Source organism: Amycolatopsis mediterranei (assembly GCF_026017845.1).
In the GTDB taxonomy this organism is placed as follows: domain Bacteria; phylum Actinomycetota; class Actinomycetes; order Mycobacteriales; family Pseudonocardiaceae; genus Amycolatopsis; species Amycolatopsis mediterranei.
The window spans coordinates 4,633,667-4,652,600 of the sequence record NZ_CP100416.1 but is presented as its reverse complement, the minus strand read 5'-3'; the positions used below and the strand labels follow the sequence as shown (position 1 = coordinate 4,652,600).

General features: G+C 71.0%; 14 protein-coding genes. 5 read left to right on the top strand and 9 right to left on the bottom strand.

Going from position 1 to position 18,934, the window contains the following annotated elements; genetic code table 11:
- Positions 1-24: 24 nt before the first annotated feature.
- Together ISP_RS21500 and ISP_RS21495 are read right to left on the bottom strand one after the other, a co-directional pair.
- Positions 25-1,629, bottom strand: a complete 1,605-nt coding sequence (locus tag ISP_RS21500) for a tannase/feruloyl esterase family alpha/beta hydrolase (protein WP_013225850.1) — start codon at positions 1,627-1,629, stop codon at positions 25-27.
- A complete protein-coding gene (locus tag ISP_RS21495) occupies positions 1,626-3,029 on the bottom strand; it encodes an MFS transporter (RefSeq protein WP_013225849.1) in 1,404 nt (467 codons plus the stop codon). The genes ISP_RS21500 and ISP_RS21495 overlap by 4 nt, the downstream gene beginning before the upstream one ends.
- A 145-nt stretch (positions 3,030-3,174) precedes the next feature.
- Between ISP_RS21495 and ISP_RS21490 the strand changes: the two genes are divergently transcribed.
- A complete protein-coding gene (locus tag ISP_RS21490) occupies positions 3,175-4,863 on the top strand; it encodes a helix-turn-helix domain-containing protein (protein ID WP_013225848.1) in 1,689 nt (562 codons plus the stop codon).
- A gap of 6 nt (positions 4,864-4,869) precedes the next feature.
- Here ISP_RS21490 and ISP_RS21485 read toward each other — a convergent pair whose 3' ends face one another.
- Positions 4,870-6,483, bottom strand: a complete 1,614-nt coding sequence (locus ISP_RS21485) for a long-chain fatty acid--CoA ligase (RefSeq protein ID WP_013225847.1) — start codon at positions 6,481-6,483, stop codon at positions 4,870-4,872.
- Between the two features lie 201 nt (positions 6,484-6,684).
- A complete protein-coding gene (locus ISP_RS21480) occupies positions 6,685-7,272 on the bottom strand; it encodes a TetR family transcriptional regulator (RefSeq protein ID WP_013225846.1) in 588 nt (195 codons plus the stop codon).
- Between the two features lie 99 nt (positions 7,273-7,371).
- Between ISP_RS21480 and ISP_RS21475 the strand changes: the two genes are divergently transcribed.
- Positions 7,372-8,418 (top strand): NAD(P)-dependent alcohol dehydrogenase, encoded by a 1,047-nt coding sequence (locus ISP_RS21475; RefSeq protein ID WP_013225845.1) that lies wholly within the window; start codon positions 7,372-7,374, stop codon positions 8,416-8,418.
- A 108-nt stretch (positions 8,419-8,526) separates the two neighbouring features.
- Here ISP_RS21475 and ISP_RS21470 read toward each other — a convergent pair whose 3' ends face one another.
- Genes ISP_RS21470 through ISP_RS21460 form a run of 3 tightly spaced genes read right to left on the bottom strand, consistent with a single transcriptional unit; the run spans position 8,527 to position 14,823 of the window.
- Positions 8,527-10,926: a non-reducing end alpha-L-arabinofuranosidase family hydrolase gene (locus ISP_RS21470; RefSeq protein WP_013225844.1), complete on the bottom strand. Its 2,400-nt coding sequence runs from the start codon at positions 10,924-10,926 to the stop codon at positions 8,527-8,529.
- 29 nt (positions 10,927-10,955) lie between these two features.
- A complete protein-coding gene (locus ISP_RS21465) occupies positions 10,956-12,404 on the bottom strand; it encodes an arabinofuranosidase catalytic domain-containing protein (RefSeq protein ID WP_412152577.1) in 1,449 nt (482 codons plus the stop codon).
- A 31-nt stretch (positions 12,405-12,435) separates the two neighbouring features.
- On the bottom strand, positions 12,436-14,823 hold the full coding sequence (locus tag ISP_RS21460) for a ricin-type beta-trefoil lectin domain protein (RefSeq protein ID WP_013225842.1): 2,388 nt from the start codon (positions 14,821-14,823) through the stop codon (positions 12,436-12,438).
- Positions 14,824-15,260: 437 nt separating this feature from the next.
- Between ISP_RS21460 and ISP_RS21455 the strand changes: the two genes are divergently transcribed.
- Positions 15,261-16,604, top strand: coding sequence for a glycoside hydrolase family 6 protein (locus tag ISP_RS21455; protein WP_013225841.1), 1,344 nt, complete (start codon positions 15,261-15,263; stop codon positions 16,602-16,604).
- Here the strand turns inward: ISP_RS21455 and ISP_RS21450 are convergent.
- Positions 16,592-17,152 (bottom strand): membrane protein, encoded by a 561-nt coding sequence (locus ISP_RS21450; RefSeq protein ID WP_013225840.1) that lies wholly within the window; start codon positions 17,150-17,152, stop codon positions 16,592-16,594. The two genes, ISP_RS21455 and ISP_RS21450, sit on opposite strands and share 13 nt — an antisense overlap.
- A gap of 120 nt (positions 17,153-17,272) precedes the next feature.
- Here ISP_RS21450 and ISP_RS21445 point away from each other — a divergent pair, with 120 nt between their 5' ends.
- A complete protein-coding gene (locus ISP_RS21445; RefSeq protein WP_013225839.1) occupies positions 17,273-17,872 on the top strand; it encodes a TetR/AcrR family transcriptional regulator in 600 nt (199 codons plus the stop codon).
- Here ISP_RS21445 and ISP_RS21440 read toward each other — a convergent pair.
- Positions 17,869-18,015 (bottom strand): hypothetical protein, encoded by a 147-nt coding sequence (locus ISP_RS21440; protein WP_014467048.1) that lies wholly within the window; start codon positions 18,013-18,015, stop codon positions 17,869-17,871. The two genes, ISP_RS21445 and ISP_RS21440, sit on opposite strands and share 4 nt — an antisense overlap.
- Positions 18,016-18,037: 22 nt before the next feature.
- Between ISP_RS21440 and ISP_RS21435 the strand changes: the two genes are divergently transcribed.
- The gene (locus ISP_RS21435) at positions 18,038-18,742 is read left to right on the top strand and encodes a DUF4230 domain-containing protein (protein ID WP_230468875.1); all 705 of its coding nucleotides are present in this window, start codon (positions 18,038-18,040) and stop codon (positions 18,740-18,742) included.
- Positions 18,743-18,934 lie beyond the last annotated feature (192 nt).

Sequence of the window (18,934 nt, the reverse complement as noted above, 5' to 3'; positions counted from 1 at the left end):
GCCCCCCGGCCGGCGGGACGCCCTTCAGCGGGCACAGAAGAAGCTCGCCGCGCTGTCCGGATCACCACCGCGGTACCGCGGCCACTCCGGATAAGTGCACAGCGGCCGGGTGCGCGGGTGGGCCAAGTCGGTCACGACCTGACCCGCCGGGGCCCGGCCACCCTCGACCCACCGCTCGAGGGCCGTGAGCGAGTCCCAGCTCGCGGCGAAGGCCGGGGTTCCGAAGTTGGCGTGGTTGGCCCCCGGGACGACGTAGTACCGCAGGAACGACTCCGTCACCCGGGGCCCCGCCACCGAACGGACCCGTTCGTAGTAATCGCTCGTCGAGTACGGGGAGACCAGCTCGTCCGCGGCACCGTGCATGAGGATCAGCTTGCCGCCCGCACGGGCGAACGGGCGCAGGTCCGCGTTGTTGCGGTCCTCGATCGACGACAGCGCGCTGATCCGGGCGAGCCACTTGCCGGGGCGGCGGGGATCGACGTCCAGCGCCCGGTGGCCCGGATCGCGGGTCAGGAAGTACTTGACCCACTGGTCCCAGTACTGCATCCCGTAGCCGCTGGTCACCGGCATCGGGTCGGCCGGTGCCGTGGTGCCGAAGCCGAGGAACGGCGTTCGCATGTCCGCCCCCGACAGGAACGGGAAGCCCGGGTACTCCGTCTCGCCGCCGGCGATCCGGTACGGCCACCGGAACGGTGCCGACACGGCGGTCACCGCACCGATCTGCGGGTCCGACAGGCACGCCGGGCCGGTGTCGGTCCCACCCGGGCAGCGCAGCACGCGCGGATCGAACCGGCAGCGTCCCGGGTTCGAGACGATTCCATCGGTAACCCCGTCCAAGCCGTCACACGCCTTGATGACGCTGTTGTAGAGGAGCGTCTGCTTGGCAGGGTCAGGGAAGGCACCCGGGCGCGACAGGACCTGCGCCAGGTAGCCCAGGTCCAGGATTTCGGCCATGTTGTTCCAGGCCGGGTAGGCCGAAATCACGCCGTCGAACGCCGACGGCCAGCGCTGGGCGACGACGAGTGCTTCGCGCCCGCCGGTCGATCCGCCGGCGAAGAAGACTTCAGTGGGCGTCGCCGCATAGGCGCGCCGGATGAGGAACAGGCTCGCGTCCCGCGTCTTCTTCAAGGCGTCGCCGGCGGCGAAGTTGACCAACGCTTCGTCGTTGACGCCGAACGACCCGTCCAGCGACGGCGGGGACGCCGGGTTCTGCTGGTGGCCGGAGTCGCTCGCGAAGGTCGCGTACCCCCGGGCCAGCGGCGCCGGCCGGTCAGCGGGGCCGAACGGGACGTTCGCCGTCACGTCGGGGATCGTGCCGTTGTACCCACCGCCGCCGAACATCAGCGCCTTGTGGTTCCAGGCCAGGGGCAAGGCGACGCGCAGCTTGATGGCCGGCGCGGCCGGGTCGACGGGGTGGAGATCGGCGTCGACCCGGCAATAGCCACCGGGCACCACGGAAGCCGCCGTGACGACCCCGCCGCTCGTCGGCAAGCTCATGACCGACGCCGGAATCCGCACCCCGGCCAGCCCGGCGCAGTCCGGGGCCGCCGGGGACGCGGCGGCGGGCACCGGCGCGCTCGCCGCCAGGACCAAGGCCGCCGACACGGCGAGCCGGAGTGTCTTCCTCATCGCGTCCCCGTTTCTTCGGACGACCGGTGGAGGTGCGCGCCGGGGACGGCGAGCGGATCGGCGCGGACCTCGGCCGGGTTCGTCTCGGGCAGGAACCACGCGCTGGCGAAGGTGATCAACCCCATCGCCGCGATGTAGACGGCGACCGGCCACGTGCTCCCGGTCCCGGCGATCAGCGCGGTCATCAGGAACGGCGTGCCGCCGCTGACGATGATCGCGGACAGCTGGTAGGCCAGCGACGCACCGGAGTAGCGGACGTTGGGCGCGAAGAGTTCGCTGAGGAAGCTCGCGATCGGGCCGTAGGTGAGGCACTGGAACACGAACCCCACCGCCACCGCGACGAAGATCAGCGGCAGGGACGCGGTGCCGACGAGCCCGAAGTACGGAAACGCCCACAGGGCGACGCCCAGGCCGCCGATCAGGATCAGCGGGCGGCGGCCCACCCTGTCCGAGAGGTACCCGGACCAGGGAATGGCCGCGAGCATCGCGGCGGAACTGAGCAGCACCACCGCGAGCAGCGAGTCACGCTGGAGCTTGAGCGTGCCGGTGCCGTAGCTCAGCAATCCGGAAATGCTGACGTAGAACAGGCTGTTGGTGGCCGAGAGCAGCCCGCAGCCGAGCAGGATGGTCCCCCACTTGCTGCGCAGGACCTGGGCGATCGGCGCCCGGACCACCGGGCCGTCGTGCTGCGCCACTTCTTCCTGCAGCCGCCGGAACTCCGGCGTGTCCTCCACTTTGGCCTGGATGTAGAGCACCACCCCGAACATCACGACGCTCAGCAGGAACGGGATGCGCCAGCCCCAGCCGAGGAAGGCGGCGTCCGGCATCAGCCCGCTGGTCGCCACGAAGATCAGGTTGGACACGATGACGGCCACCGGCACGCTCGTCTGCCCGAAGGTCCCGGCGAAGCCGCGCCGCTTCGGACTGGCGGATTCGGTCAGCAGCAGCACGATGCCGCCCCACTGCCCACCGGTCGCGAGGCCCTGCACGAACCGCAGGAGCACCAGCAGCGTCGGGGCCAGCGCGCCGACGCTCGCCGCGCTGGGCAGGCAGCCGATCAGGAAGGTCGCGGCCCCCATCACCGCCAGGCAGGCGACGACCACCGGCTTGCGCCCGTACTTGTCCCCGAGGTGCCCCGCCAGCACCCCGCCGATCGGCCGGGCCACGAACCCGGCCCAGAACGTGCTGAAGGCCAGCAGGGTGCCGGTCAGCGCCGAGGCGTGCGGGAAGAACACCTTGGGGAACACCAGCGCGGCCGCGGTGCCGTAGAGGAAGAAGTCGTACCACTCGATCGAGCTGCCGATGAGCCCGGCCGCCAGCAGTTTGCGGAAGGCCCGGCGCGGGGTCGCGGGCACCCCGGTGCCGGACTGCCCTTCGGGCTGGGTGAGCGGAATGGCCATGCGAGCCGCCTTCGTCGAGGAGCGCCGGCAGGTGATGGCGGTGATGCTAGGACGCCGTTACGCTGCCGGCTGAGGTGTGGACCACCCACTCCTCCCGCCGCAGCGGTGGGTCTTTCGCCCACCCGATGCCGAGGAGGAAGACACTGTGACCAGTGCGGCGGAACCGCGCCGGCAGCGCGAACTGGCGTCGTTGTACGCCACCGTCAAGTCGCTCACCGCCCTGGGCGAGCTCGACGAGGTGCTGCAGTCGATCGTCCACCACGCCCACGACCTGATCGGCACGGACTTCACCTACCTCTCGCTGGTCGGTGCGGACGGCCGGCTGTCGGCCCGCGCGTCGGAGGGCACGATCTCCGCGGAGTTCCTCGCGGCGACCATCCCCGCCACGGTGGGGCTCGGGGGCAAGGTGCTGGCTTCCAAGAGCCCGCACTGGGTGCGCGACTACGCCACCTCGACGCTCATCGAGCACGATCCGAACTTCGACCGCCTGGTCGGCACCGAGGAGCTGATCGCGCTGCTCGGCGTGCCGCTGGTCATCCGCGGGGAGGCCGTGGGCGCGCTGTTCGCCGCGGACCGCTCCGAACGGTCGTTCCAGGCCGAGGAGATCGCGCTGCTGAACGCGTTCGCCGACCACGCCGCGGTCGCCCTCGACAACGCCCGGCTCTACGAAGAAAGCCGGACGGCGTTGCGGGAACTGCGGGTGGCGTACCGGAAGATCGAGCGGGCCCAGGCGATCCACGAAGCCCTGACCGGTGTCGTGCTCGACGGCGGCACCCCGCGCGACGTCGCGCAGCACCTCGCCGATCAGCTGGGCGGCAGCATCACGCTCCTCGACCGGACCGACAGTCCACTCCGGACGGACCTGGCCGGCGCGGTCGGCGACGCCCGCCGCACCGGCCGCTGCACGACGTCGTCCGGCACCGACGGGACCGACCGCAGCGTGGCGGCGGTCCAGGCCGGCGACAGCTACCTCGGCGCGCTCGTGTGGAGCCGGCCGTCGGGCACCGGCGACGACACGGACCTGCGGACGCTCGAGCGCGCCACGCACATCCTCGGGCTGCTCATCCTCAAGGAGCAGGCCGTGGCCGAGGCCGGCGAGCGGCTGAGCGGGGAGCTGCTGACCGAGCTCATGGTCGGCAGTCCCGGGATCGGGCCGGCCCAGCGCGTCCGCGCCCGGGCCCGCAACATCGACGTCGACCGGCTGGACCTGGTCCTGGTCGCGGACTCCCCCGCGGTGCCGCCGGGCGACCTCGCGCGGCACCTGCACGACGTCGCCCGGGAGCGCGCCGGGCTGGCCGGCGAGCACCTCGGCCGGGCCACGATGATCCTGCCCGGCGCCGACGCCGAGGCGACCGTCGCGGCCGTCCACAAGAGACTGCGGCGGACGCTGGGCGGTCCCGTGATCGTCGTCGGGGAACGGGCGGACGGCCACGACTGGTCACGGGCGTTCTCGCTGGCCGGTCGCTGCGGCGCCGTGATGCGCGCGCTCGGGCACACCGACGGCGGCGCCACCACACGGCAACATGCCTTGTACGCCATGGTGTTCGACCCCGAGCGGGCCGGCGAGCTCGACCGGTTCCTGACCGGCTCGATCGGCGCGCTCCTCGAGTACGACCGGCGGCGGGGCACCGATCTGGTCGGCACCCTCAGCGCCTACTACGTCCACCGCACCAACGTCGCGGCCACCGCGCGTGCGTTGCACCTGCACGTCAACACGCTGCTCAAGCGCCTCGACCGGGCCGGCACGGTCCTCGGCTCCGACTGGCGCCACGAGAACGACCTGGAGCTGCAGCTCGGGCTCCGGCTGCACCAGCTCCGGGCCGTTGCGTCCTGAGGCCGTTCAGCCGACCCGCACCGAGTCGCGCAGGGCGATCTTCGAAATCTTGCCGGTGCCCGTCTTCGGCAAGGCGGGCACGAAGACGAACTCGTCGGGCAGCCACCACTTCGCGACCATCGGCGTGAGGTGCGCCAGCAGCTCCTCGGCCCCCGTCGCACTGCCCTCGCGCAGCACGACGTACGCCACCGGACGTTCCATCCACCGCGGGTCCGGCCGGGCGATCACCGCCGCTTCGACGACGTCGGGGTGGGCCGCGATGGCGCCCTCGAGCTCGACCGAGGAGATCCACTCGCCACCGGACTTGATCAGGTCCTTCATCCGGTCCACCAGCCGCAGATAGCCCTCGGCGTCGATGGTGGCCAGGTCGCCGGTGCGCAGCCAGCCGTCGGCGGTGAAGCTGCCGTCGGCGCGCACGCGGTAGTAGCCGCCCGCCACCCAGGGACCCGCGACCTGCAGCTCGCCGACCGCGTCGCCGTCGCGGGGCAGCTCGCGGCCGGTCTCGACGTCGACGATCCGCACGTTCACCAGCGGCAGCGGCTGGCCCTGGGCGGCCCGCACGGCCACCTGGTCCGCCGCGGGCGCATTCCGGTGCTGGGTGCGCGTGCCGCCGATCGCGCCGACCGGGCTGACCTCCGTCATCCCCCAGGAATGCGTGATGGGCACGCCGATCGCGGCGCGGTAGGTCTCCGACAGCGCCGGCGGGACGGCCGATCCGCCGCCGAGCAGGAACCGCGTGGCGCTCAGGTCGTGGTCCCGCAGCCCGGGAGCCATGCTCGTCCAGACCGTGGGGACCGCTCCGGCGACGGTGACCCGCTCGGCCGCCATCAGCCGCAGCAGGTGGTCCGGGTCCGCGGACGGGCCCGGCAGCACCAGTGCCGCACCCGTCAGCATCGCGCCGTAGGGCAGGCCCCAGGCGTTGGCGTGGAACATCGGCACGATCGGCAGCACGACGTCGCTTTCGCAGAGGCCGACGAGCCCCGCGGCGAGCGTCCCCAGGCCGTGCAGCACCGTCGAACGGTGGCTGTAGAGCACGCCCTTGGGCGGCCCGGTCGTGCCGGAGGTGTAGCACAGCCCGGACGCGAGGTGCTCGTCCGCGAGCGTGAAGGTGTCCTCGAACGAGCCGGTGAACGGCGCCGCCGCGGAGACCAGGTCGTCGTAGTGCCGGACGCGGGGGTCGTCCGGGATCGGCTCGTCGCTGTCGTCCGGGAGCACGACCCAGTAGCGCACCCGCGGCAGGCGGCCGGCGCTCGGCCAGATCCGCGGCAGCAGCGCCCGGTCGACGAACACCACGTCGTCCTCGGCGTGCTCGACGATGTACTCGAGGTGCTCCGCGGGCAGCCGGATGTTGATCGGGTGCAGCACCCGCTTGGTGACCGGCACGGCCAGGTAGAGCTCGAGGTGCCGCCGGTGGTTGCTCGCGAAGGTCGCGACCCGGGCGCCGGGCGGGACGCCGAGCGTGTCCAGCGCGGTGGCGAGGCGCCGGGTCCCCGCGGCCACCTCGGCGTACGTCAGCCGTTCGCCGCCGGCCGTGACGACTTCCTTGTGCGCGTAGAGCCGCTCGGCCCGCTCCAGGATGTGGGCGAGGGTGAGCGGCCGCGGCTGCATCAGCCCGTCCATGGCGCCTCTTCCGGTCGGGGATCTTTCCCGGAACTCTAAGAGCGGGTCACGGCCGGGGAAGAGGTCGGAATCTCCCACTCGTCGGCCCGCCGCGGTGGTGATCACCTCCACGTCGAGATGCCCCTCCGATCACGCGAGATGCCCCGCCAAACACGTGAGATGCCCCGCCGATCACGCCGGGTGCGCCGGAACGTGCCGCGGTCAGGCCGGTGCGATGACGCTCTGCACGCACTCCCGCAGCAGCGTCCGGCGCCGGTCGTGGACCTCGGCCGGTTCCGCGTCCGTGGCGGCGTAGACGTTGCTGACCGGCGACCACGCCATGGACATCGCGATCACCATCGCCATCAGGTCGAAGGGGTTGCCCGCCCGGACCAGTCCCGCGGCCTGCGCTTCGGCGATGGCGCGCAGCTTGGGGTCGTCCAGCCGGTCGACGTCGGCCACCAGATGCCCGGCCGGCCGCCGCTCGAGGCGGGTCCAGGTGGCCAGCCGGATGAGGTCCGGCCGCCGCAGGTACTCGTCGTAGAGGCGGACCGCCCAGCCGGCGAGGTCGGCGCCGTCGATCGGCACCACGTTGACGATCCGCTCCAGCGAGGCGAAGAAGATCGCGTCGAACAGCCCGTCCTTGCTGCCGAAGTAGGCGTACAGCTGGGCCCGGTTGGTCCGGGCCGCCTCGACGATGCGCTCGACGCGGGCCCCGGCGATGCCGTACCGGGCGAACTCCTCGGTCGCCGCGTCCACGATGCGCTGCTTCGTGGCGGCTCCGCGGGAGGTCAGCAGCTTGTCGGCCATGGACGTCAGCCTACAACAGAACAGTCGGTTTGCTTTGCCGGGCCGGGCCCGCTAGCGTCGAGCCAACAAACCGACTGTTCTGTTTCTAGAGGAGCTGCGATGCGGACCACGACCGGCTGGCTGGCCGGCCCGGACGACCCCACGCTCCGGCGCGCCACGCTCCACCGGCGCGACCTGCGCGACGACGACATCGCGATCCGCGTGGACCACTGCGGGGTCTGCCACACCGACCTGCACGCGCTGCACACCCCCCGGGACGCCGGACTGGTGCCGGGCCACGAGTTCACCGGCGTCGTGACCGAGACCGGACCGGCGGTGACGCGGTTCGCGATCGGCGACCCGGTGGCGGTCGGCAACATCGTCGACTCCTGCGGGAAGTGCCCGATGTGCCGCCGCGGGCAGGAGAACTTCTGCGCCGAGTTCCCCACGCTGACCTACGGCGGAACCGATCGCCACGACGGCTCCCCCACCCTCGGCGCCTACGCCCGCGAACACGTCGTCCGGGAAGACTTCGCCTACCGGCTCCCCGCGGGCCTCGACCCGGCGGCCGCCGCACCGCTGCTGTGCGCGGGCATCACGGTCTGGGAACCGCTGCGCGCGCTCGGCACCGGGCCCGGCACCCGCGTTGCGGTGATCGGCCTCGGCGGCCTGGGGCACCTGGCGGTCAAGCTCGCGATCGCCCTCGGCGCCGAGACGACGGTCATCAGCCGGTCGGCCGGCAAGGCCGCCGACGCAAGCCGTCTCGGAGCGCGCGAGCTGCTGGTGTCGGCGGACCCGCGGCAGCTGGAAGCGGCCCGCGACCGGTTCGACGTCGTCATCGACACCATCGCGGTCCCCCACGACCTCGGCCCGTACCTGCGGCTGGTCGCCCTGGACGGCACCCTCAGCCAGGTCGGCCACCTCGGCTCGCTCACGGTCGAGGCGATGGACCTGCTGGTGGGCCGCAAGAAACTGACCTCGGCGGGCAGCGGCGGCCGGCCCGGGACCGCGGCGATGCTCGACTTCTGCGTCCGCCACGACGTCACCGCGGACGTCGAAACCGTCCCCTCGGCCCGGGTGAACGAGGTCCTGGACCGCCTGTCCGCAGGCGACGTCCGCTACCGCTTCGTGCTCGACCTGGCCGACCTCGACCACGCCGACAGCTGACGGCCTCGGCGAGCCTGGCCTGCTTCACCGCGCCGGTACGGTGAAGCAGGCCAGGTCCTCTCCCTCAGCGTGCCCGCCGGGCTGCCGGCGGGCGCGACCGGACGCCGGTCAACAGGTGGCGTTGGTCTGCGTCAGCAGGCCCAGCCGCCACGGCAGGCTGTTGTAGTCCCCACCGGAGGCGGGGTCCCGGCCCTGGTAGAGGTAGCGGATGCGGCAGGGGTCGATGGTCAGCGTCTGGTCCGTGCCGGCCCGGATCATCTCGCCGTGGCTGATGTCCGTCGTCCACTGGCCGGCCGGGAAAGTCACGTTGGCCGCGCCGGCGAACGGGGCGCTTTCGGTGTCGGCCAGCGGTGTCCACGGTCCGGCGATCGCGCTCGAGGTCCAGGACCGGAAGTACCGTCCCTGGGCACCGATCGCCTCCACGACCAGCAGGTACTGGTCCGCGCCCGCCACCTTGTACACATTGGACGCTTCGAACAACGCGTACCGGTCCGCGTCCTGGGCGGCGATGACCGGGTCGCTCATGCCTTCCGGGAAGTTCGCGACCGACGTCTGCGACCGGTAGAGGTGCCCGTTGTCGTCCGAAGAGAACAGGTGGCAGGTGGTGGCGTCGCAGATCACCCACATGTCCACCCAGTAACCGCTGCCGATGTTCTGCTGGATGATCCCCGGCATCGACGGGTAGAAGTGCTTCGGGGCGCTCCAGCCGCTCGGGTTGCCGATGTCCGGGTTGGTCGAATAGGCCGCGTTGCCGTCCTGGTACACCAGGTACCACAGCTTTTGCGGCGCGAAGTAGAACACCTCGGGTGCCGCGCGGTACCCGGTGCCGATCCCGGACTGGTCCAGGTAGTACTGGGTCGCCGAGCCCGCCTGGGCCCAGTCCGTGAAGCTCAGGTACACCAGGTTGTACCCGGCCGCGTTCGCCGTGCTGGCGAACACGTGGTACTTCCCGTCGGCGTAGACCACCGACGGGTCCTTGATGCCGGCGATGTCGTGCGTCGCGTCGGACTTCGGGGCGATCAGCGGCCCGCTGGAACTCCACGAATACCGGGACGGCAGGGTGCCGCCGGTCGGCGCGGACGGCCCGGTCCACCGCTGGTTGGCTCCGCCGTTGCAGCTCCAGATGATCACCTTGGTGCCGTTGGCGGTCGCGGCGCCGGAGACGTCCAGGCACAGTCCCGACTGGCCGTGGGTGATCGTGCCGCTGCCGGTGAACGTCCACTTCTGCCCGGCACCGCCGGTGCAGTCCGCGATGACCGCCGCCGTGCCCGCGGCCGTCCCGCCGCCCGCGGTGCCCAGGCACCGCTTTCCCGCACCGGAGTAGACGCTCAGCTCCCCCGCGCTGCCGCGGGTCCACTGCTGGTTCGCCCCGCTGTGGCAGTCCCAGATCTGCACCTGGGTGCCGGCCGTGCCCGCCGAGCCGGGGACGTCGAGGCACCGGTTCGCCGCCGTGGCACGCACCGGACCGGTGCTCCCGCCGGGATCCGGGTCGTCGCCGCCGAGCGCGTCGAGGACGGACGTGTAGGCCTGCTTCTTGCCGTAGTTGCCGTCGAACAGCAGCGGGGTGTCGCCCGAGCGCCACGAGTACTTGTCCGTGACGCCCCAGACCGTGATGCCGGTGCACCGGGTCACCGCCCGGCACGCCTGGGTCACCTGGCGGTACACGTTCGCCTGGCCGGTCCCCGAGCCGCCGACGTCCAGCTCGGTGATCTGGACGTCGACCCCGAGGTCGGCGAAGCGCTGGAGGTTGGCCTGGTAGCTGCTCAGGTTCGAGTTCGAGGAGAGGTGGCTCTGGAAGCCCACGCAGTCGATCGGCACGCCCCGGCTCTTGAAGTCCCGCACCATGTTGTAGATGCCGGTGCTCTTCGCGTTGATGCCGTCTGTGTTGTAGTCGTTGTAGCAGAGTTTGGCGCTCGGGTCGGCCGTGCGGGCGGCACGGAAGGCGTCCTCCAGGTAGCCGTCACCGAGCTTCTGCTGGAACACCGACTGCCGGCGGGTGCCGTTCTCCTCGAACGCCTCGTTGACCACGTCCCACGCGATGACCTGGCCCTTCCAGTGCCCGGCCACCTGGCTGATGTGGTTCAGCATCGCCGAGCGCAGGTTGGTCGCGTCCAGGCCGCCGACCCAGGGGGCCAGCTGCTGGTACCACACCAGGGTGTGCCCGCGGATCTTCATGCCCTGGGCCTTCGCCTGGCTGACGATCCGGTCGGCCGGCGCGAAGTTGAACTGGTTGCGGTTCGGCTCGACCGTGTCCCACTTCATCTCGTTTTCCGGCGTGACGCCGTTGAACTCCGACGTCCACGTGTTGACGTAGGCCGCCTCGCCGAGGTGGCTCGTCGAGATCGCGGCGCCGAAGTACCGTCCGCTCTGCGCCGCCGCGGCCCCGAGCGTGCTCGCCGCCCCGGCGACCCCGGGCGACAGCACCACGGCGGTCGCCGCGAGGCCGGCGGCGGCGAGCACGGTGACGGCGGTCCGGAGGCGCCGCCGCGGGGGTGAGCCGGTGGTCATCGCAGTCCTCGTTTCGGTCTCGGGCCGGGTCAGCCCAGCGTCCACTGCTGGTTGCTGCCGCCGTTGCAGGTCCACAGTTCGACGGGCGCACCGTCGGCCGTGGAGGCACCGGTGACGTCCAGGCACAGTCCTGATTGGACACCGGTGACCGTGCCGTTGGAGTTGACGGTCCACTGCTGGTTGCCCTGGCCGTTGCAGGGCCAGGTCACCACCTTCGTGCCCGCGCTCGTGCCCTGGCCGGACGCGTCCAGGCACATCGTCGCGCCGCCGAGCGACGCCGTCAGCGTGCCGTCCGACGTGCGCGTCCAAGCCTGGTTCGCCTGGCCGCTGCAGCCGGCGATCTGCAGCTGCGTGCCCTGGTTGCTGTTCGGGGCGGCCAGGCACTTGCCCGCGCCGACCGCGTGCAGCGGCCCGGTCCCCGTGTTGCTGCCGCCGGTGCCGTACCCGGCCGCGACGATGTTGGCCTGGACGGCGCTCTCGGTGGCGTCCGAGGGGTAGCCGGACGTCATGACGCCTTCGTAGAACGTGCCGGCGGATCCGATGCTGTTGTCCCCGCCGGTGCCCAGGATGATGGCGCCTTCCTTGCGCATCGGGTTGTAGCCCGACACGTTGGGGCGCACGCCGTCGTAGAAGGTCGACACGCCACCGGACTGGGCGTTGCCGCCGCGGATGGCCCACCGGTTCTGACCGCCCTTGATGATCGCGGTCAGGTACCGGTGGCTGATGCTCGGGTCGTTGGCGTTGTAGTGCTGGTTGACCCCGGAGAACAGGCCGTTCTCCAGATCGGCCATGATCCACGGGCCGTTGCCGGCGCCGTAGCCCCAGACCTTGATGTTGCCGAAGTAGATGGCCTCCATCGTGCCGTTGCCGTTGTCCCGGCTGTTGCGCTCGGCGTTGCCGTAGTCGAAGCAGCAACCGCCGTTGTAGTGCGTACCGTCGAAGATCGCGTACATGCCCTCCGGCTGGTCACCGGTCGCGATGCCGTTGGTGTTGTTGTTGCGGTAGCCGGTTCCGGGAGCCACGTAGACGCCGTACGCCTTCTGGCCGCCGACGGTGGTCGGAGCGGCCGTCGCGCTGGCCAGGTTGTCGTACCCGCCGGGCGCCGGGCCGGAGAAGCCACCCGGCGGCGCCTGGGTCAGGTGGTTGCCGCGGCCGGACTGGTCGTAGATGACCGTGATCAAACACGTCGTGCCCGCGCAGAACGAATCCTGGGCCGCGGCGTTCGCGACGCCGCCCGCGCTCAGGACCCCGATGTCCCGCGTCGTGCTGTCCGACGCGCGCCGCACTTGGTAGAGCGAGCCGTTGTACGCGCCGTACAGCGCCCGGGTGGTCGAGTGCGCGGCGACACAGGGCGTGCCGCCGGTCGCGTAGATGTCGCACGGCCCTTCGGTGGCGGCCTGCGACGTCGTCGCCGTGGAGGTCAGCGCGGCCGCGGCGATCACCACGGCCGGCCACATTCTTGTCCAGCGTGCCTTCATCGACGAACTCCTTCGTCCGCTTGGGATGCGGCTAGCTCCGTGTCCACTTCTGGGCGTTGCCGCCGGTACAGGTCTGCAGGGTCACCGGCGTGCTGTTCGCGGTGCCGTTGCCGCTCGGGGTGAGGCACAGTCCCGATGGGGCGCCGGTGATCGTGCCGTCGGCGGCGGCGTTCCACTGCTGGTTCGTGCCGCCCGTGCAGTCCCAGATGATCGCCCGGGTCCCCGCCGTCGTGCCGGAGCCCTCGGCGTCGAGGCACTTGCTGCCGTACACCTGGATCTGCTTGCCGGAGGTGAGAGTCCACTGCTGGTTGCTGCCGCCGTTGCAGTCCCACAACGTCACCTGGGTGCCGTTGGTCTGCGACACGTTCGGGACGTCGAGGCAGCGGCCGGCGCCGGTGTTGCGCAGCACGGAGGTCGACCCGCCACCCGCACCGTCGACGGCGAGGTTGTCGAACTGCGCGGTCTCCCCCACGCCCGTGCCGATGCCGACCTGGCCGGCCGGGAAGGTGCCGTCGGTGACCGTGCCGAGCACCGTGCCGTCGACGGAGGCGGTGATGGTGCTGCCGGAGAAGCCCAGTGACAGCTTGTGCCAGCTGCCGGTGCCGAGCGCGGTCGTCGTGCCGGTGCGCAGGGTCGTGTTCTGCTGGCTGGTGTTGTTGCGCCGGATCGACCAGGCACCGGTGTCGCTCACGCGCAGGTAATAGGCGTTCAGCGCACCCTGGTTGCCCGTGTCCTGCGAGCCGGCCCGGCCGAGCAGCTCGACGTACCCGGGCTTCTCGAGCAGCACGTCCGTGCTGAGCGTGTAGTTGCTCCAGGCCACGTTGCCCAGCAGCGCGTAGGGATCGACGAACTTCTTCCACGGGATCGTCTTCTGCGGTGCGGACTGGCGCACGCAGGTGCCCGCGCGGCCGGCGCCGCAGGCCGACGTCTCGAAGGCGCCCTCCATGTCCATCAGGTACTTGGCTTCCTTGCCCTTCGCGTAGCCCTCGAAGTCGTCGCTGTAGGGCAGGTTCAGCGAGCCCTGCGGCGGGCTGGTCGCCGTCCCCTTGCCCTGCCCGGTGGTGGTCGTGATGGAGTAGAGGTAGCCGGGCTGGACGGTCAAGGAGTAGGCCCCGCCGGACGGCGTGATGTCGGTGCTGTGCACGAAGTGGTCGGCCGGGTTGTTCGAGTTGAGGTTGGTCGCCCAGACATGCACCTGGCCGGTGGACAGCCCGCCGGTGACGTTCAGGTTCAGCGTCTGGGCCGAGGTGGCGTCCATCGTCTCGATGATCGTGCCGTAGTCGGTGTTGTTCGGCGACTTCAGCGAGACGTAGCTGCCGTTGCCGCGGTTCCCGCCGAGGTAGCCGCTGGAGGCGTCGAGGTACTTCCAGCCGGGCGCGGTGAACTGCGTCGTGTGCGCCAGCGTCCACGAGTCCTTGCCGACCGAGTAGTAGCCGGACCACGGCTGGTTGGCGAGGATCAGCCCCACGGTCGGCCACGGGATGTTCGGCGTGACGGCGGCGATCAGGTCCCAGTTGAGGTAGGCGGTCATCTTGCCATCGAGGTAGACGCGGTTGATCCCGCGGGCCAGCGGCTTGGCGCCGTCGTTGTAGTCCTGGGAGCCGTTTTCGCTGGACCACAACGTCTTCCCGGTGTTCGTGACGTTCGCCGGGACGCTGCAGGAGGTCTGCGCGCTGAGGTAGCCGCAGGTGTAGTGGGCGCTGAGCACGTCGGTCGCGTTGCGGTAGGCGGTGTTGGTCGAGATCGCGCTCGCGGGACCCCAGTCGCCCGGCCACGAATCACCGGAGATGATCTTGATGGCGCTGTACCCGTTGGCGTTGAGCGCATTGCGCAGGGTCACGGTCCAGTCCGCGCTCCACTGCTTCTCGTTCTGGACGCTGGTGAGGTAGTCGATGGTCAGCCCGTGCTGTTTGGCGCACCCCAGCCACGACAGGTAGTAGTCCGTCAGGTCGTTGGAGAAGAAGGTGCCGTTGCCGATCCAGCCCGGTGCGCCCCAGGGCAGGCCCACGAGCTTGATGCCGGGGTTGCGTGCCTTCGCCTGTTCCATGAGCCACCACTCGTACCCGCGGTTGCAGTCCAGGTCGCCGCGGAAGTGGGCGTGGCTGGGCTCCGCGCCGCTGGTGGAGTTGGTGTCCCCGCCCATTTCCACCTTGAGGATCTGCAGGGCGGCGCCGTAGCCGGGCTTGAACAGGTAGTCGAGGATCTGGCCACGCTGCGGCTCGGGGTAGTCGATCAGCAGGCGGGTGTTGCCACCGCCGCCGCTGACCGCGCCGACGCCGTCGAACGTGCGGCCGCCCGAACCGCCGTTGACGGTGATCGAGGTGGCGGCCTGGGCCGGTGCCGCGGCGACGACGCCGCCCGCCACGGCCAAGACGACCGCGGTCACCGCCGCTGCCGCGATTCTCGCGCTCCGGAACATGGTAGTCCTCACTTCCGAACGAAGGCGGCGCCCGGCGAAACTCTCGGGTCGGCCGGCGAAACAATCGGTCGATCAGCGAAGGGGGAAACCGCCATGAGAACCCCATCTTCGTCGATGGCGAACACGCTGGGCGTTAACGCTAACAGCCGCCCTCCCGCCGAACAACCATCACCAGTGGGCGCCCGCCGCACTTTACGAAACACCACGGTCAACGCCACACCGGCCGGCCATCACCGCAGTTCAGCGGTCCGCCACAGCCCCGCACCGGCGCTTCGCGCAAAATGTAACTTTCGCGGCGGCGAGCCGGAACAACACCGCGGACCCCTTTCCCGGGCCGCCCGCCCGGGTTACAGTCTTCGATTGCTGGGAGCGCTCCCAGTAGCCGATTCCGGCGCCACCCCGCGGTTCGAAGGAGAAGGTGCATGCGAAGCAGGACAGTGGCAGCCGGTGGACTGGCCGCGGTGGCCGTGACCGCCGTCGTCGCCACGACCACCGGGGCCGGCGCGCAGGCCGCCGCCTCGGCGTACTACGTCGACCCGGGCACCAACGCGGCCAAGTGGGTCGCGGCGAACCCCGGCGACTCCCGGGCCGCGGTCATCCGCGACCGCATCGCCTCGGTACCGCAGGCGCGGTGGTTCACCACCACCAACACGTCCACGGTCCGTGGTGAGGTGGACGCCTACACCGGCGCGGCGGCCGCCGCGGGCAAGATCCCGATCATGGTCGTCTACGACATCCCGAACCGCGACTGCGGCGGCGCGAGCAGCGGCGGCGCGCCGTCCCAAGACGCCTACCGGGCCTGGATCGACCAGGTGGCAGCCGGGCTGTCGGGCCGGCCCGCGGCCATCGTGCTCGAGCCCGACGTGCTCCCGCAGATGACGAACTGTCAGAACAGCGACCAGCAGCGCCAGACCACGGCGTCACTCGCGTACGCGGGCAAGCGGCTCAAGGCCGGCTCCTCCCAGGCGAAGGTGTACTTCGACATCGGGCACTCCGCCTGGCTTTCCCCCGGTGACGCCGCGACGCGGCTGCGGGCCGCCGACATCTCGAACAGCGCCGACGGCATCTCGACCAACGTGTCGAACTACCGCGCGACCGCCGACGAAGTGGCCTACGACAAGGCGATCCTCGGCCAGCTCGGCGACTCGCGGCTGAAAGCGGTGATCGACACGAGCCGCAACGGCAACGGGCCGCAGGGCAGCGAGTGGTGCGACCCGGGCGGGCGCGCGATCGGTACGCCGAGCACCAACCAGACCGGCGACGGCCAGATCGACGCGTTCCTGTGGATCAAGCCGCCGGGCGAGGCGGACGGCTGCATCGCCACGGCAGGCCAGTTCGTGCCCCAGCGGGCCTACGACCTCGCCGTCGCGGCCGGGCCGGTCACGACCACCCCGACGACGCCGACCACGCCGACGACCCCCACCACGCCGACCACGCCCTCGACCCCGACCACCACGACCCCGCAGCCGACCGGCGGCTGCAAGGTCACCCACCGGGTGGTCAGCTCCTGGCCGACCGGGTACACCGGGGAGATCGTCATCGAAAACCGCGGCGCGGCCCTCACCGGCTGGACGCTGACGTTCTCCGCACCCGGCGTGACGGTCAGCCAGGGCTGGAACGGGACCTGGACCGACAACGGCGACACCGTCAAGGTCGACAACGTGTCGTGGAACGGCAACCTGGGCACGGGCGCGACGGTCACCCTCGGCTACAACGCGGACTACACCGGCAGCACGCCGCCGTTCCTGCAGCCGGCGCTGAACGGGACCTACTGCTCCTGAGCCTTGCGGCCCCGGCCCAGCCGCAGCGCGGAGACGAGGAAGAAGACGCCGCCCAGCGTGGCGTAACCGGCCAGTGCGGTCAGCGAAGCACCGTCCTTTGTGGCCTGGAAGATGAACGAAGCACCGGCCAGCACGGAGATCGCCCCGCTGAGGATCATCGGCCACTGGCCGCCGAGCCCGCGCCGGGTGACGCCGACGACGAGCTGGACCAGGCCGGCGACGATCGCCCAGCTGCCCCACACGCGCAGGACGCCCGGAATCCCGGACGAGGCGGCGAAGCCGAGGCCGGCAGCGGCGAGCAGGCTGATCGCGACGTTCACGTAGAGCGCCGCGATCGGCTTGCCCGTCCGGGCCGAACGCGCGTCGAGCACGGCCGCGACGACGTCGAACAACGGGTACAGCACCAGCAGCGCGACGCTGACCGGGCCGAGGCTCGACGCCGTCGCGAAGAGCAGTCCCGCCCAGACGAGGGCGAAGGCGAACCGGACGAAATAGAGACGTCGCAGGGTCTGCGCGACGCCGGCGGCCGGAGCGGTGGTGGTGGTCATGCGTTCTCCCGGTAGATAGAACGATCTGTCTCGTCGACGACTATGGCAGCGGTGACCATCGGCGTCAAGACCGACCGTTCTATCTGCTAGGCTCGGCTCGGCGGAACCCGGAGGTGAAAGATGTCCGAAGCGCGAGCACGGCTGCTGGCCTCGGCGAGCCGGCTGTTCTACGCGGAAGGCCTGCATTCGGTCGGCATCGACCGGGTCATCGCCGACGCGGGCGTCACCCGAGCCACGCTCTACCGGCACTTCCCGGGCAAGGACGACCTGCTGGTCGCCTACCTGTCCGAAGTCGACAAGGCCATCCGGGCCCAGGTCGAGGCGGCGCGCACGGCGACACCCGGCGCCTCGCCCGAGGACATCGTCCAGGCGGTGGCGGCCACGATCGCCGACGGCATCCGGTCGCCCGGGTTTCGGGGCTGCGCGTTCCTCAACGCCGCCGCCGAATACCCCGACCCCGCCCACCCGGTCCACCAAGCCGTCCTCGCGCACCGGCAGTGGTTCCTGGAGACCGTCACGGAGTTGCTCGCCGAGACGGGCGAGACAGCCCCCGAGCCGGCGGCCCGCCACTTCGTGATGCTCCGCGACGGCGCCATGGCCGCGGGCTGCCTCACCGACCCGGCGCCGGTCTGCGCGACGTTCTTGCTCGGTGTGGCGGGAATCCTGCGCTACCGGGACGTGCCGGTGGCGGCCGGACCCAAGCGGCGCAGCCGGGGCTAGGCCGCCCGGCCCGCACTCCAGGCCGCGACGGGAGCGGCCGGCGCGCCGAGCTTGGTGCCCTTGCGGTAGCCGCCGAAGATCATGCCGAGCACCAGGATGGCGAGCACGACCAGCAGGATCCACAGCCACCAGGACTTGCGCACACCGTCTCCCTCCGTCGGATCGGTGCTCACGGTACCGCCCGATTGGTCCGGTGCCCGGTTGGGTATTCCTCCCGGCATGGGTGCTTGGGGCAAGCGGCTGGTCGCTTTGGCTGTGGCTGTGGTGGTTCTGGTCGCCGCGGTACTCGTCGCATCGGCGGTGCACCTGTTACCCCAATTGCGCAACCCCTTCGCAGAGCGGACCGAGGAGCACTCCGGCCCGGTGCTCCTGCAGTCGATCGTCGAGCTTTCCCGCTACGAGGCGGCGAGTGGTTCGTTCCAGGTGGTCGTCGACATCACGACGAGCTCGGTCCTCCCCAGTTTCCTGGTGGGCAGCGACACCCTGTTCATCGGCGTGGGCACGGACAACGCGTATGTGGACTTCTCGCGCCTGAAGGGCAACGCGGTCCAGGTGTCCGACGACCGCCAGTCGGCCACGATCACGTTGGGCCACGCCCAGCTGGAGCCGGCAACGCTGGACGTGCACGAATCCCACGTGTACGCCCAGCAGCAGGGCCTGTTCACCCGCATCAACGACTTCCTGAGCGGAAACCCCAACTCCCAGCAGGCGTTGTACGAGCTGGCCCAGAAGCAAATCCAGGCAGCGGCGGCCAAGAGCCCCCTGGTGGCCGACGCAGAGCGCAACACCCGAACGATGTTGACGGGCCTGCTGCAATCCCTGGGCTTCAAGAACATCACGATCAAGTACGCCGACAACGACGCAGGCTGACCGCCCACACTTTCCGCGCCACACACGGCGACCAACCACGGCATCCAGGCCCTCCGCAACCCCGATCCGAAGCCCCAACACGGCCGGGGGGGCCGGGGCCACGCACGCGGTGCCGCCGAGGCGCGGGGGGCCCCGGCGGGGGGAGCAGACGGCGACCGGGGGGGCGGGAACCACCACAGGACCCCCCCCCGG

Bases quoted from the DNA above. Each gene is read 5' to 3' on its own strand.
- ISP_RS21465 (WP_412152577.1), bottom strand. From the start codon at position 12,404: ATGAAGGCACGCTGGACAAGAATGTGGCCGGCCGTGGTGATCGCCGCG.
- ISP_RS21460 (WP_013225842.1), bottom strand. From the start codon at position 14,823: ATGTTCCGGAGCGCGAGAATCGCGGCAGCGGCGGTGACCGCGGTCGTC.
- ISP_RS21480 (WP_013225846.1), bottom strand. From the start codon at position 7,272: ATGGCCGACAAGCTGCTGACCTCCCGCGGAGCCGCCACGAAGCAGCGC.
- ISP_RS21450 (WP_013225840.1), bottom strand. From the start codon at position 17,152: ATGACCACCACCACCGCTCCGGCCGCCGGCGTCGCGCAGACCCTGCGA.
- ISP_RS21500 (WP_013225850.1), bottom strand. From the start codon at position 1,629: ATGAGGAAGACACTCCGGCTCGCCGTGTCGGCGGCCTTGGTCCTGGCG.
- ISP_RS21495 (WP_013225849.1), bottom strand. From the start codon at position 3,029: ATGGCCATTCCGCTCACCCAGCCCGAAGGGCAGTCCGGCACCGGGGTG.
- ISP_RS21470 (WP_013225844.1), bottom strand. From the start codon at position 10,926: ATGACCACCGGCTCACCCCCGCGGCGGCGCCTCCGGACCGCCGTCACC.
- ISP_RS21475 (WP_013225845.1), top strand. From the start codon at position 7,372: ATGCGGACCACGACCGGCTGGCTGGCCGGCCCGGACGACCCCACGCTC.
- ISP_RS21485 (WP_013225847.1), bottom strand. From the start codon at position 6,483: ATGGACGGGCTGATGCAGCCGCGGCCGCTCACCCTCGCCCACATCCTG.
- ISP_RS21445 (WP_013225839.1), top strand. From the start codon at position 17,273: ATGTCCGAAGCGCGAGCACGGCTGCTGGCCTCGGCGAGCCGGCTGTTC.